The sequence below is a fragment of the uncultured Planktomarina sp. genome, assembly GCA_943788425.1.
Lineage (GTDB): Bacteria > Pseudomonadota > Alphaproteobacteria > Rhodobacterales > Rhodobacteraceae > Planktomarina.
The window spans coordinates 15,074-27,730 of the sequence record CALSQF010000012.1 but is presented as its reverse complement, the minus strand read 5'-3'; the positions used below and the strand labels follow the sequence as shown (position 1 = coordinate 27,730).

Sequence of the window (12,657 nt, the reverse complement as noted above, 5' to 3'; positions counted from 1 at the left end):
CTGGTCAAAATCAATGCGACAAGCTAGGCTTCGCCCATAATTTTTTTAAAGGAACGCCCATGACACCGCTGCCAAAGTTTACCATCTCTGAGTTGGAATTAGATCGCTTGCAGGACTATGAGGGGCAAATCGTGCTTTTGGTTCAAGAAGACGGCCGCATGGATGTGGTGGGGCGGCGGATCAATAAGGCAACCAAGGGCGCGTTGGCACGATTTTTAGACTCCAAAGCGTTTCAAGACTTGGGGGGCGGTAAAGTTATGACGCTTTCTTATCCGGCTGGCTTGATGGCCTGTGCGGTGAGCGTGGCTAAAATCAACCGCAATTCCACCCAAGCTGAGGCCCGCAGCTGCGGCGTGGCGCTCGCCAAGGCCAGCGTCACGGAGCGCTTCGTCATCGCGTTCAGCAAGTTCAAGCGGATCAGCGATTTAATCGAAGGCATGGCGCTGCGCAATTATGACTATTTGGATCAAAAAAGCGATGCGACACCAACTCCCTTTGATGTGGAGGTGATGGGGGCAGATGCGCTGGAACAGAAGGCTGAGATTGAGGCAAAATTGGCGGTGTTGGAAGGGGTGTTTTTCACCCGTGACCTGACCAATGCGCCGGCCAATGTGCTGACAACGAGCCATTTTGCCGAGCAGCTTGCGGCTTTAAGCGATTTGGGGATCAAGGTGGACGTGTTGGAGGAAGCGGAGCTGGAAAAACTTGGTATGCGCACTCTTTTGTGTGTGGGCCAGGGATCTGACAGCCCCTCCAAGGTTGTGGTCATGCACTGGAACGGCGGCGGCGGCGAGGTACCATTTGCCCTGGTCGGCAAGGGGGTTGTCTTTGACACCGGCGGCATCTCCTTGAAGCCGGCGGGCGGCATGGAAGATATGACTATGGATATGGGCGGCGCAGGCGTTGTTGCGGGGGTGATGAAAGCCTTGGCGCAGCGCGGGGCTAAGGCCAATGTGGTCGGCGTTGTAGGGCTGGTGGAGAATATGCCCTCTGGCAATGCTGTGCGCCCCGGCGATGTTATCACATCCATGAAAGGCGACACGGTCGAAGTCATCAATACGGATGCTGAAGGGCGTTTGGTTCTGGCCGATATTCTTTGGTACACGCAAGAACGTTTTGCGCCCAGTGGCATGATCAACCTGGCAACTTTGACCGGCGCGATCATCATCGGTTTGGGCCATGAAATGGCCGGTGTATTTTCCAATAATGACAAATTGTCTCAGGATTTTATTACTGCGGCGAAGGCCGAAGGCGAAGGCGCTTGGCGTATGCCTTTGGCGCCGGCCTATGACAAAATGCTCAAGTCGCGCATTGCTGATATGAAAAATGTGGGCACCCGGGCAGCCGGCTCGATCACAGCCGCGCAGTTTTTGCAGCGGTTTGTGAAAGACGACATGCCTTGGGCGCATCTGGATATCGCTGGCGTCGCCTCTATTGCCTCAGAAAGTGCCTATGCGCCCAAAGGCGCGACCGGATGGGGTGTGCGGGCCCTAAACCGTTTGATTGCGGATCATTACGAGAATAAGGGCGAGGGCGCGCTGGGTGAGTGAGGTCTACTTTTACCATCTCACGCGCCAGAGGGTCGATCAGGCCCTGCGCCCACTTTTGGGCAAATGTCTCGCCAATGGCTGGCGGGTGTTGATCCGTGGCCGCGAGGAGGCAGAGATTCGTCAGCTCGACGATGCACTGTGGCAAGGCCCCGCTGAAGAGTTCCTGACCCATGGGCTCGCCGGCGCAGCCCAGGAGGCCGATCAACCTGTACTGCTTGCGCTGGAGGGGCATAAGGCACAGCACGACTGTTTGATTTGTGTCGGTGGCAGCGCCGTTACCGCCGATGAGGTCTTAGCCAGCAAGCGCGTGTGTATCCTGTTTCAAGATGACAATGGGCTGCACATGCAAACGGCGCGGTCGCAATGGAGGTCCCTAACAGAGGCAGGGCTCGCGGCGAAATATTGGAGCCAAGCCCAAGGCAATTGGGAACTTCAGGCGGAAAAAGCCGCCAGCACGGCCTAGCGGCCGGCCAAAACATCTCTAAGTAAGCTGGTTCAGCGGCGCAGGATCAGTTGATCCTGGGCAATTTCAATGCGCCCGAAAAGCCCCAGGTAGCTCATACCCAACAGGCTCTTTTCCATCTCTCCGCCATTGATTGCGACCGAGACTCCTTGGTCCAAATAGGGACCAAGCTGAATGGTTTTGAGGCGGCTATAGGCGATGGGCACAATGCCATTTGCCGTGCGCGCACTGCCCAAAAACGCCAGTTTCTCCAAATCAAACCCAATGCGGGCGGCATCTGCGCGCGATAAGACGATATCACTGGCCCCGGTATCGACCAGAAAATCAATTGCAGCACCGTTCACCTCAGCTGTCACATAGTAATGCCCATCGGGCGCACGGGGCAGGGCAATGGTGCCGTCCTGCTGGGTGATGGGCAAGCTGTTGCGGCCATAATCACGACTGATATCGCCCCAGAGCCCGTAAACGGCCATGCAGCCCAGGAAAATCATCCCCCAGACAAGAGCCATTTGCAGCGATTTGCCGACCGATTGGCGGTGGCTCGCCAAATAGGCGCCGCCCAAAGCCACCAGCAGCAGGGCTAAATATCCAAGACTTGCAAGTGACTCGCCGCTCATGTCCGCCTCCAGATCGCGCGCGCGAGCCCTTAGCCAAAGGTCGCGCTAAAGCCCAGCAATCCGTTTAAGATAAATTGCACCGCCAGCGCCGCCAATAGCATGCCCAAGACCCGGCTGACCACCAAAATTCCTGTTTGCCCCAAAGCGCGCTCCATAAATCCTGCGAGCATGAAGAGGACAAAGGTCGCGAGGACCACCGCGCCCATCACAACGATCACGCTTATTTGCTGCAAAAGATTGCCCTGTGCCTCATTGATCAACAAAATGATCGACGCAATCGCCCCGGGCCCGGCAATCAAGGGCGTGGCCAGGGGAAAGACTGATGGATCGCGGTCATCATCGTCCAGCTCATCTCCTTTGGTGCTGCGCCGCTTGGCGCGCAGCTCAAATAGCATTTCCATTGCGGTTAAGAACAATAGGGCTCCCCCGGCAATTTGAAAGGCTGGCATAGAGATGCCTGCAAAGCCCAATACCGCATCGCCAAAAAAGCCAAAGAGCGCCAGAATAACAAAGGCGATCACACAGGCTCGCAGCCCAATCGCCTTGCGCTTTGTTGGCTCGATACCTTGAGTCAGGGCCACGAATATCGGTGCCAAACCGATGGGATCCATCACGACGAATAACGTCGCAAAGGCCCAAATCAGCGGCAGGGTCTCAATCATATTAACCATTGTCTAATTTCTCTAAAGTTTCACTGGCGCTCAGCCATAGCTTTTCGGCCCGCAATAGGGCCGTTTCAACTTCATGAAACTTTTTTTGCCAAACCGCAAGGTCGGTGGCATTGTGATCTTCATAGAGCTTTGGATCTGCGAGCTTTTCTTGTAACTTTTCATGCATCACAGTGATTTTCTCGATACGCTCCTCGGCGCGCTTTAGCTCGCTGCGCGCCGCAATCCGATGCTCGCGTCCAGGCTTTTTGACTTTCGGCTTTTCAGAGGATTTCTTAGGCGCCGCGCCGCCGAGAAGAAAATCGCGATAGGCCGAAAGATCTTGGTCAAAAGGTGTGACCCGCCCGCTTGAGACCAACCACAATCGGTCGGCGACGAGCGATAGAAGATGCATGTCATGGCTGACCAAGATCACCGCGCCAGAATATGTTGTCAGCGCTTGCACCAATGCCTCGCGGCTTTCGATATCCAGATGGTTTGTTGGCTCATCCAAAATCAGCATATGCGGCGCATCCAATGTGGCCAGTAAGAGCGACAGGCGCGCCTTTTGCCCACCTGACAAGCGCGCAACCACGGTATCGACCTGATCGGGCCCCAGGCCAAAGCCTGAGAGCATGGCGCGCAGGCGGGCCGGGCTGTGATCGGGGCGTTCCGATTGCAGATGTTGCAGCGGTGTTTCGTCCAGTTTCAGCTCATCGACCTGATGCTGTGCGAAATAGCCAATGCGCAATTTATTGTGGGTTACTAACCGCCCAGCAGAGGTCTTGAGCCGACCGGAGATCAATTTCGAAAGGGTGGATTTCCCCTCACCATTCTTGCCCAGAAGCGCGATACGATCGTCTTGATCAATCCGTAGCTCCAGCTGAGACAGAATATCTGGGCCGCCATAGCCCACGGCCCCATTCTCAATGGCAACAATTGGCGGTGAAAGCTCTTCGGGCTGCGGGAAGGTGAAGACCCGCTTTGCCACTTCCTCAGGCGGCGTGATAAGCTCCATCCGCTCGAGCGCTTTCACGCGCGATTGCGCTTGTTTGGCTTTGGAGGCCTTGGCTTTGAAGCGATCGACAAAACTTTGCAAATGTTCGCGCTGCGCCGATTGCTTTTTCGCGGCAGCCGCTTGCACGGCGCGTTTCGCGGCGCGGGTTTTGGCAAATGTGTCGTAATTGCCTTGGTAGAAGGTCAATTGCTTGTTCTCGAGATGCAAGATCCCGCCCACCGCGCGATTGAGCAGGTCGCGGTCGTGGCTGATCACCACCACAGTATGCGGATAGCGCGCCAGAAAGGCCTCGAGCCAGATGGTGCCCTCAAGATCGAGATAGTTGGTCGGCTCATCCAGCAGCAAAAGATCTGGCGCGGAAAACAAAACCGCCGCCAGGGCCACCCGCATGCGCCAACCGCCCGAAAAATCAGCGCAGGGGCGTTTTTGCGCGGCTTCATCAAAGCCCAATCCTTTGAGAATGGCAGAGGCGCGCCCTTCGGCGGACCAGGCATCAATATCGGTCAGACGGGTTTGCACCTCGGCTATTCTGTTGGGATCTTCGCTGGTATCGGCCAAAAGCGCCGCCCGCTCGACATCTGCGGCCAAGACCGTATCGAGCAGCGACAGGTCATTGGCCGGGGCCTCTTGCGCCACGCCGCCAATCTTGGCCCGACGCGGTAGTTCAATAGAGCCGCTTTCCAGTGCCAATTCCCCGCGGATAATGCGAAAAAGCGTGGTTTTTCCGGTGCCATTGGGGCCGACAAAGCCCACTTTATGGCCGGTGGGAATGGTCGCACTGGCGCCCTCAAACAAGCGGCGGCCATCGACGGCATAGGTGATGTCTTGGATTTTCAGCATGGCCCTCCCATGACGCGAAGCGCAGCAAAGGTCAATCCCGCCGACCGATCAACCCGGCAACCACCGCCGCGCCCATGGCCGTAATCACCCAGCCGGCCATTTGCACCAGCCAGCGCAGCCAGTGACCCCATTTCCCCCATGCGCTGCGGGATGCCGAGGGGGCCCAATTTTTCTACTGCCCCAAAGCATCCAGCGGGATAAACAGATCCAGCGCATAGAGCCATGCGCTAAAGCTTTCATAGTCGCGCCCGGGTTCGGTCTTGACCCAAGCATCCAATTGCGCACGCCAGAGCGGCGAGTCGGCTGGGAGGGGCGTGTTTGGGAAGCTGCGCAGCCATTCTGGCGACTTGAGCACGACAGCGGAGGTCGGTGCGAATTGCCCGCGGCGGTGGGTTTGCTCGGCAAAGCAGAAGGTGACCGCAAAGATTATGGCGATCCAGGGCAAGACCCGCGTGGGCTGGTGACCATATCCGAATATCCATTTGAAAACCCAGCTTAAGAAATGCAGAAACACGTGAGCATAGCCCGCCCATTCTCGCCGCAACGTGCCGTCCATGCCGGTGATCGCTGCGTCCCATTCGACCGCGCGCTGCTTGTCTTCGCGCAGGATCAATACCTGAGCGGCTTCCCTAGCAAACCCCTGCTGGCGCAAGACATTGGCCAGCTGTACATAGGGCGCCGGGGTTAAGCGGCTGACAGTATCGCCATGTTTGGCCAGCCAGTCCAGGCGCTCTTGCACATCCATGTCGCTGTCAATGCGGTCATAGCGAAAAGAGGACAGGCACAGTTTCTTCACAGGATCCCACGACCCCGACGGATCATGAGGGTGCCAACCTGGACGTCGATCAATTCAACTGTGATCCCGTCCCCCTGTACACCCCGCCAGAAAAACCCGTCCCGCACCCGCATCCCAGAGGCAATTAACCCTTTGGCGAGTTTGGCGCCGGACATATCCAAATTCCCAGCAATCTCTGCTCGGGTTAATTTGACCTTGCCTCGGGCCTCAAATCCGCCTGACAAAACCGCATCGACCCCGACTGTGGTAGCATAACATGTCAGCGCCTCAGGTTCGGCCCAAAACTTGCCATCCCTACAGGCCAGCTGCCCGCCAATCTTCGCGCCGGCCAGATTAACTTCTCCTTGGACCGCAAATCCGTCTGACAAACACACATTGGCCCCGACGGTTATGGTGTCACAGTGCAGCGCCACAGGTTTTGTTGTAAATTTGCTGCGCGCACAATCCAGCTGCCCGGTGATATTCGCGCCGCTGCGATCAACCTTTCCTTTGGCCTCAAAATCGTTACGCAAAAGCATACTGGCCCCGACTGTTATGGTGTCAAAGCGCAGCGCCACATCTTTTGCCAAAAACTTATCGCCGTTACAGTCCAGATCCCCGGCAATCTTCGCGCCGCCCAGATCGACTGGGCCACTTGCTTCAAATCCATCCCTCAGATGCAGGCTGCTGCTGCACCGCAGTCGTTGGGCAAGCATTGCCGGCAGCCGCGTGCCGGTCAGATAGAGCCCGGACAGGGTGCAATCCTGCAGAATTACATCTTTTTTCAGGGTGCAGTTGAGCAGCCCCAGCGGCACCGGCACGGCCTCGCCTGTAAGGGACAGATGTTCATCGATCCATGCGCCCCAAATGTGCAGCCCTTGGGCCGGGAGTTTGCAATCTTCGGTGCCCAGCAACAGCTCCCGGATCAACCCGGCGCGGATGGTGTTTTCGTCATTGCCCTTTGTTGGTCGTACGTTACTGATTTGCAGACCTAGCCCCGCGCGGCAGAATGCGATCAATGCTTTTTCAGCGGGTTTGTCGTAATCTTTTAACGGCATTTAAATAAACTTGTCTAAATATGCCCCTTGATAGCCCAGAGCGGCGGCCTGCGCAATCTTGCCCCGCCGCGGCTGCCTGCGGCGCAATCAAGGCTTTCCAATCTCTCCGCCGCATGCTAACGCGCCGGTCAATATCAATCCGCAACAGAAAGGCCCTTGAACATGGCTCTGGAACGCACATTCTCAATCATCAAACCCGATGCAACCCGCCGTAACCTTACTGGCAAGATCAATGCCAAATTTGAAGAGGCTGGCCTGCGCATTGTGGCGCAAAAACGTATTCACTTGACCATGGCTCAGGCCGGTGAATTCTATGCGGTGCATAAAGAGCGCCCGTTTTACGGTGAGCTGTGCGAATTTATGGCCTCCGCTCCGATCGTAGCGCAGGTTTTGGAAGGCGAAGCCGCCATTGCCAAGAACCGTGAAGTCATGGGCGCAACCAATCCCGCAGATGCCGCCCCCGGCACCATCCGCGCAGAATTTGCTGAATCCGTTGGTGAAAACTCCGTGCATGGTTCAGATGCGCCCGAGACTGCCGCACAAGAGATTGCCTATTTCTTTTCGGGTCTTGAACTGGTTGGCTAACTAAAACCCCTCGGGTTTCAGGGCTGCATCCTTCGGGGTGTGGCCTTTTTTATCGCCGCGGGCCTGTGCCGATGCGATCTAGGATTTTTTCAATGCCGTGTTCGTTGAGGCCCCGGTGCTCGGCGACCAGCGCGTCGAAATTTCCGCGCAGGGAAGCTTTTCCGCACCTTTGCAATCGTTCCATGGGCGGCTTTGAAGCGGCATATGCAGCACATAATAGGCGATGAAATGCGGCCGCGCGCCGGAGCGGAGCAATCGGCGGTAGGCCTCATCTGCGCCGCAGGCCTGTAAGGCCTCCGCGGTCGGGATACTGGCCGCATTTAACTGGGCTTCCATGGCCGGTCCAAGATTGCGTATGGTGGAAATGGCAGTCATGGGAGGGCAGAGGGGTCACATTTGGATCTCCCCACCCATGAGCGGCCTCACAGGTGGGGCGTGTTTTATGCGTCTTGGCGCACGGTTTGGCGCTGCTTGCCCAGGCCAGAGATTTCAAGCTCCATCACATCGCCGGGCTTGAGGTAGACCGGCTCCGGTTTCATGCCCATCCCCACGCCCGGAGGGGTTCCGGTGGTGATGACATCTCCGGGGTGGAGCGTCATGAGGTGAGACAGGTGGCTGATAATTTGCGCGACCGTGAAGATCATGGTCGCCGTATTGCCGGTTTGCATGCGTTTGCCGTTCACATCCAGTGACATGTTGAGAGCCTGCGGATTGGCAATTTCATCGCGCGTGACGAGATAGGGGCCGGTGGGGCCGAAGGTGTCACAGCTTTTGCCCTTGGTCCATTGCCCGGTCAGCTGCGTTTGAAAGTGCCGCTCTGACACATCGTTCACGATGCAATAGCCGGCCACATGGTTCAAAGCCTCGTCTTCGCTGACATATTTTGCCGCTGTGCCAATTACCACGCCAAGTTCTACTTCCCAATCGGTATGGGTCGAGCCGCGGGGCATTACCACATCATCATTGGCGCCGACGATGGCGGAATTGGCTTTGAAAAACAAAATGGGATGTTCAGGGATGGCGGCTCCGGTTTCTGCCGCGTGGTCGGAATAATTCAAACCGATGCAGAGAAACTTGCCGATATCGCCCACAACTGGGCCTAGGCGCGGTGACCCGGTAACCGCAGGCAAGGCGCTTGGATCCAGCGCCCGTAGGCGGGCCAAGGCCGCATCGCCGAGCACGCTTCCGTTGATATCTGTCACATGATCTGAAAGGTCGCGCAGCATGCCTTCGCGATCGATCAAACCGGGGCGCTCTGCGCCAATGTCGCCATAGCGGACTAATTTCATAAAAAAACTCCTAGTGGTTGTCACGCGGCATATGTTTGCGCGCGATGTCTTGATATTCATGCGCCCCGTCTAGAGTCATGCCTTCTGAGAAGGGTCTGACTTTTTCGCGGAACAATTCTTGCCAAGGGGTTTGGCTGTCAGGGGTGAAGGGACGCGTGCCAAGAGCGGCCCTGCGGCGCTCAAGCTCGGCCGGTTCAACCAGCATATCGGCGGTGCATGCATTCAGATTAATACGGATCATATCGCCAGTTTGCACCAGACCCAAGCCGCCACCATCCGCCGCTTCCGGTGAGGCGTTTAGGATTGAAGGTGATCCAGAGGTGCCCGATTGCCGCCCATCGCCCAAACAGGGCAGAGAGGTGATGCCCTTGGTCAAAAGATAGGACGGCGGGCGCATATTTACGACCTCCGCCCCGCCGGGATAGCCAATTGGTCCGGCGCCGCGCATGATTAAGACGCAGGTCTCATCGATGTTAAGGCTTGGATCATCAATGCCACGGTGGAAGTCTTCCGGCCCGTCGAAGACGATGGCACGCCCGTCAAAGCAATTTGGGTTGGCCGGATCAGACAGGTAGCGTCTGCGAAACTCTTGTGAGATCACTGAAGTTTTCATGATCGCGCTGTCGAACAGATTGCCTTTCAGATTGATAAAGCCGGCAGCATCAACCAGTGGCGCTGTGACCTGCTTGATCACATTGGTATTGGTGCTGCGGCAATCTTGGCAATTCTCAGCAATGGTTTTGCCATTGGCAGTTAGGATATTCGGGTGCGGCAGCAGCCCTGCGGCGAGCAATTCGCCGACCACCGCCGGCACGCCACCGGCCCGGTGGTAATCTTCGCCAAGATATTCGCCCGCTGGTTGCAGGTTGACCAAAAGCGGCACCTTATGGCCGAGCTTTTGCCAATCATCATTGTTCAAGGCCACACCAAGATGTTTGGCAATGCCGTTTAGGTGAATTGGCGCATTGGTAGAGCCGCCGATGGCTGAATTGATCACGATGGCGTTCTCAAAGGCTTCGCGGGTCATGATGCGGTCAGGTCGCAGATCTTCATGCACCATATCGACAATCCGCAGCCCGGTTTCATAGCTGATCTGCCCGCGCTCTCGATAGGGCGCTGGGATGGCGGCAGAGCCGGGCAATTGCATACCAAGCCCCTCGGCCAGGGAGTTCATCGTCGTGGCGGTGCCCATGGAGTTGCAATAGCCAACAGAAGGCGTTGAGGAGGCCACCATATCCATAAAGCCGTCATCATCGATTTCACCTGCGGCCTGCATCTCGCGGGCCTTCCAGACGATCGTGCCGGAGCCAGTGCGCTTGCCGCCGAACCACCCGTTGAGCATTGGGCCAACGGATAGGGCAATGGCAGGAATATTGACGGTCGCGGCCGCCATCAACAAAGCCGGGGTGGTTTTGTCACAGCCGATATTCAGCACAACCCCATCAATCGGATAACCAAATAGGGTTTCCACCAAAGACAGATAGGCCAGGTTTCTGTCCAACATGGCCGTTGGGCGTTTGCCGGTTTCCTGAATGGGATGCACTGGAATTTCAATCACCGTGCCGCCGGCGGCAATGACCCCATCACGCACCCGTTTGGACAGTTCAATATGGTGGCGATTGCAGGGGCTAAGGTCGCTGCCGGTCTGGGCAATGCCAATGATAGGCTTGCCCGATTGCAGCTCGTGGCGTGTCAGACCGTAGTTGAGATAGCGTTCGAGATAGAGCGCTGTCATCTCTTGATTGTCGGGATTGTTGAACCACTGTTGGGATCGCAATTTCGGTTTGATATCTGACACGCGGATCGTCCTCGTTAAGTTAAAGTTTTGGTCGCCAGTGATTAGTTTGACCAGCCGCCATCAATGACCTGTGTTGTGGCGGTCGTGAAGGCACTTTCATCCGATCCTAGGTAAACTGCAAGGGCTGCTATTTCTTCGGCTGTGCCAATGCGGCCCATGGGTTGGCGGGCGACAAAGTCTTGCATGGCTTGCACCTCATCTCCAGTGGACCGCAGGCGGTCATGTAGAGAGGGGCTTTCAACTGTGCCGGGACAAATTGCATTACAGCGAATCCCCTGTTTGATGTAATCAATGGCCACGGATTTGGTCAGGCCGATCACGGCCGCTTTGGTTGTGCCGTAGATAAAGCGATTGGGAGCGCCAATAATAGAGGAACAGGCAGAGGACATATTGATAATCGAGCCGCCACCACGTTCCAGCATGCCCGGTAGCGCAGCTTGGATGGTGCGCATCATCGAGCGGACATTGAGGTTGAATGCAAACTCCCATTCATCTTCCGTGGCATTGCTTATGGTCCCGTGATGCACAAACCCCGCGCCATTAAACAAAATATCTGGCTGCGCGCGGTCGATGCCCTCACGGGTTGAGGTCGCGTCAAGCACGTCGAGCACATAGGTTTCCATTTGCCCGGTGCTGGCACTTTGCACCTCAGCCAAAGTCTCAGGATTTATGTCTGTGGCAAAGACTTTGGCGCCTTCAGCGGCCATGGCCAAAGCGGTGGCTCTGCCAATGCCTTGTCCTGCGGCGGTTACCAAAGCGCGTTTTCCTGAAAGTCGTCCCATTTGGACCTCCTGTCTTGTATTTTGAGATGGTGAATGTGCATGGCTCTCCGCCATTAGGCAATAAGGTTTTGGAACAAATCTGTAATTTTATAGCCATGGCGCTTTGTTGCCATAGGCTGGGCGGCATGGGGGGCTGCCTGAACCTCTGAGGTGACTTATGCTGTTGCAATTTGCCAAAACCAGCCGCACAAATGCGCCAAGGGCGGCTGGCCCGCATTGCTTACAAAGGGTCAAGTTATGTCAAACCATCAGAAGATCGCAGTCTTGGGAACAGGGCTTATGGGTGCGCCTATGGCGCGGAACCTGTGCCAAGCAGGGTTTTCGACACGGATCTGGAACCGTACGGCTGCGAAGGCCATGGCGTTGAGCGCCTTTGGAGCTGTTGTGGCGGACCATGCGGCCGCTGCGGTCGCTGAGGCAGATATCATCATCTCCATGCTGTCAGATGGGCCGACCGGGGTGTTGGTGCAATCTGACCCGGCGCTGCGCGAAGCCGTCCGGCCTGGCACTGTCTGGGTAGAGATGGGATCAATCAAACCTGAAGAGGCCCGGGCCGCAGCTGACGATTTGGCGCAGCTCGGTGTGTCTTATGTGGATGCGCCGGTGTCCGGGGGGACCAAGGGCGCCGAGGAGGCCAGTCTGGCGATTATGGCCGGTGGCGCGCCAGAGAACTTCGAGACTGTTGCGCCCGCGCTGAGCGCCATGGGGCGACCGGTGCATGTTGGGCCGATTGGCGCGGGGCAATTGGCAAAATTGGCCAATCAAGCCATCGTTGGAATCACCATTGGGGCTGTGGCGGAAGCGATGTTGATGCTGCAAAAAGGCGGCGCTGATCCTGCAGCTGTGCGCGCGGCTTTAAAAGGCGGATTTGCTGACAGCACGATTTTGCAATTGCACGGTGCACGTATGACGACAATGGATTTCACCCCCGGTGGCCTCTGCGCCTTGCAGCTTAAAGACCTCAACAATGCTTTGGCCGAGGCAGAAAATTTTGGGCTTAGCTTGCCCACTTTGCAAAATACCCGCGACCGTTTTGATCACTTAGTTTACGAGATGGATGGTGCAGGACTGGATCATGCGGCGCTCTATCTTGAGCTCTTGGCCCGCAATGGCTTAGCTGCAGAGTGATGCGCTGGGCAAGACCGCAGAAGATGTGAGGCGCAGCTGGACAGGCCGCTGCGATTGCCCGTAGTCTGCCTTGGCAACTTATGTGCTATTTGGAAAACAATGGGGCC

Annotated in this window: 12 protein-coding genes and 1 pseudogene; 4 read left to right on the top strand and 9 right to left on the bottom strand. The window is 56.7% G+C overall.

The features are described from left to right. Positions 1-59 precede the first annotated feature (59 nt). Together ABLW18_RS10825 and ABLW18_RS10820 are read left to right on the top strand one after the other, a co-directional pair. Positions 60-1,550, top strand: coding sequence for a leucyl aminopeptidase (locus tag ABLW18_RS10825; RefSeq protein WP_347824820.1), 1,491 nt, complete (start codon positions 60-62; stop codon positions 1,548-1,550). Continuing rightward, positions 1,543-2,013 (top strand): DNA polymerase III subunit chi, encoded by a 471-nt coding sequence (locus ABLW18_RS10820; RefSeq protein WP_347824819.1) that lies wholly within the window; start codon positions 1,543-1,545, stop codon positions 2,011-2,013. Before ABLW18_RS10825 ends, ABLW18_RS10820 begins: the two co-directional genes overlap by 8 nt. 32 nt (positions 2,014-2,045) lie before the next feature. Here ABLW18_RS10820 and ABLW18_RS10815 read toward each other — a convergent pair whose 3' ends face one another. The 5 genes from ABLW18_RS10815 to ABLW18_RS10795 form a co-directional block, all read right to left on the bottom strand. Next, the gene (locus ABLW18_RS10815) at positions 2,046-2,630 is read right to left on the bottom strand and encodes a TIGR02281 family clan AA aspartic protease (protein ID WP_347824818.1); all 585 of its coding nucleotides are present in this window, start codon (positions 2,628-2,630) and stop codon (positions 2,046-2,048) included. 29 nt (positions 2,631-2,659) lie between these two features. Continuing rightward, positions 2,660-3,292 carry a MarC family protein gene (locus ABLW18_RS10810; RefSeq protein WP_347824880.1) on the bottom strand — a complete coding sequence of 211 codons (633 nt, stop codon included), beginning with the start codon at positions 3,290-3,292 and terminating at the stop codon, positions 2,660-2,662. A gap of 1 nt (position 3,293) precedes the next feature. Continuing rightward, entirely contained in the window at positions 3,294-5,135 is a 1,842-nt protein-coding gene (locus tag ABLW18_RS10805) for an ABC-F family ATP-binding cassette domain-containing protein (RefSeq protein ID WP_347824817.1), read from the bottom strand. A gap of 172 nt (positions 5,136-5,307) precedes the next feature. After that, positions 5,308-5,931, bottom strand: coding sequence for a hypothetical protein (locus ABLW18_RS10800; protein WP_347824816.1), 624 nt, complete (start codon positions 5,929-5,931; stop codon positions 5,308-5,310). Next, the gene (locus ABLW18_RS10795) at positions 5,928-6,968 is read right to left on the bottom strand and encodes a hypothetical protein (RefSeq protein WP_347824815.1); all 1,041 of its coding nucleotides are present in this window, start codon (positions 6,966-6,968) and stop codon (positions 5,928-5,930) included. Before ABLW18_RS10795 ends, ABLW18_RS10800 begins: the two co-directional genes overlap by 4 nt. Before the next feature lie 162 nt (positions 6,969-7,130). Between ABLW18_RS10795 and ndk the strand changes: the two genes are divergently transcribed. Beyond that, entirely contained in the window at positions 7,131-7,553 is a 423-nt protein-coding gene (gene ndk / locus ABLW18_RS10790) for a nucleoside-diphosphate kinase (protein WP_347824814.1), read from the top strand. Between the two features lie 49 nt (positions 7,554-7,602). Here ndk and ABLW18_RS10785 read toward each other — a convergent pair. From ABLW18_RS10785 to ABLW18_RS10770, 4 genes and pseudogenes are all read right to left on the bottom strand, one after another. Next, positions 7,603-7,928: pseudogene (locus tag ABLW18_RS10785) on the bottom strand (TfoX/Sxy family protein). Between the two features lie 65 nt (positions 7,929-7,993). Beyond that, complete coding sequence (locus ABLW18_RS10780) at positions 7,994-8,842, bottom strand: fumarylacetoacetate hydrolase family protein (protein WP_347824813.1); 849 nt, start codon at positions 8,840-8,842, stop codon at positions 7,994-7,996. A gap of 10 nt (positions 8,843-8,852) precedes the next feature. After that, positions 8,853-10,640: an IlvD/Edd family dehydratase gene (locus ABLW18_RS10775; protein ID WP_347824812.1), complete on the bottom strand. Its 1,788-nt coding sequence runs from the start codon at positions 10,638-10,640 to the stop codon at positions 8,853-8,855. A 41-nt stretch (positions 10,641-10,681) separates the two neighbouring features. Next, positions 10,682-11,422: an SDR family oxidoreductase gene (locus ABLW18_RS10770; RefSeq protein ID WP_347824811.1), complete on the bottom strand. Its 741-nt coding sequence runs from the start codon at positions 11,420-11,422 to the stop codon at positions 10,682-10,684. Positions 11,423-11,659: 237 nt separating this feature from the next. On the opposite strand from ABLW18_RS10770, the gene ABLW18_RS10765 reads away from it, so the two are divergent. Next, positions 11,660-12,550, top strand: coding sequence for an NAD(P)-dependent oxidoreductase (locus tag ABLW18_RS10765; RefSeq protein ID WP_347824810.1), 891 nt, complete (start codon positions 11,660-11,662; stop codon positions 12,548-12,550). The last annotated feature ends 107 nt before the right edge of the window (positions 12,551-12,657 follow it).

What these genes read in the sequence shown, in the direction of transcription:
- ABLW18_RS10780 (WP_347824813.1), bottom strand. Translation starts at nt 8,842, where the DNA reads ATGAAATTAGTCCGCTATGGCGACATTGGCGCAGAGCGCCCCGGTTTG.
- ABLW18_RS10805 (WP_347824817.1), bottom strand. Translation starts at nt 5,135, where the DNA reads ATGCTGAAAATCCAAGACATCACCTATGCCGTCGATGGCCGCCGCTTG.
- ndk (WP_347824814.1), top strand. Translation starts at nt 7,131, where the DNA reads ATGGCTCTGGAACGCACATTCTCAATCATCAAACCCGATGCAACCCGC.
- ABLW18_RS10815 (WP_347824818.1), bottom strand. Translation starts at nt 2,630, where the DNA reads ATGAGCGGCGAGTCACTTGCAAGTCTTGGATATTTAGCCCTGCTGCTG.
- ABLW18_RS10795 (WP_347824815.1), bottom strand. Translation starts at nt 6,968, where the DNA reads ATGCCGTTAAAAGATTACGACAAACCCGCTGAAAAAGCATTGATCGCA.
- ABLW18_RS10810 (WP_347824880.1), bottom strand. Translation starts at nt 3,292, where the DNA reads ATGATTGAGACCCTGCCGCTGATTTGGGCCTTTGCGACGTTATTCGTC.
- ABLW18_RS10770 (WP_347824811.1), bottom strand. Translation starts at nt 11,422, where the DNA reads ATGGGACGACTTTCAGGAAAACGCGCTTTGGTAACCGCCGCAGGACAA.
- ABLW18_RS10765 (WP_347824810.1), top strand. Translation starts at nt 11,660, where the DNA reads ATGTCAAACCATCAGAAGATCGCAGTCTTGGGAACAGGGCTTATGGGT.
- ABLW18_RS10825 (WP_347824820.1), top strand. Translation starts at nt 60, where the DNA reads ATGACACCGCTGCCAAAGTTTACCATCTCTGAGTTGGAATTAGATCGC.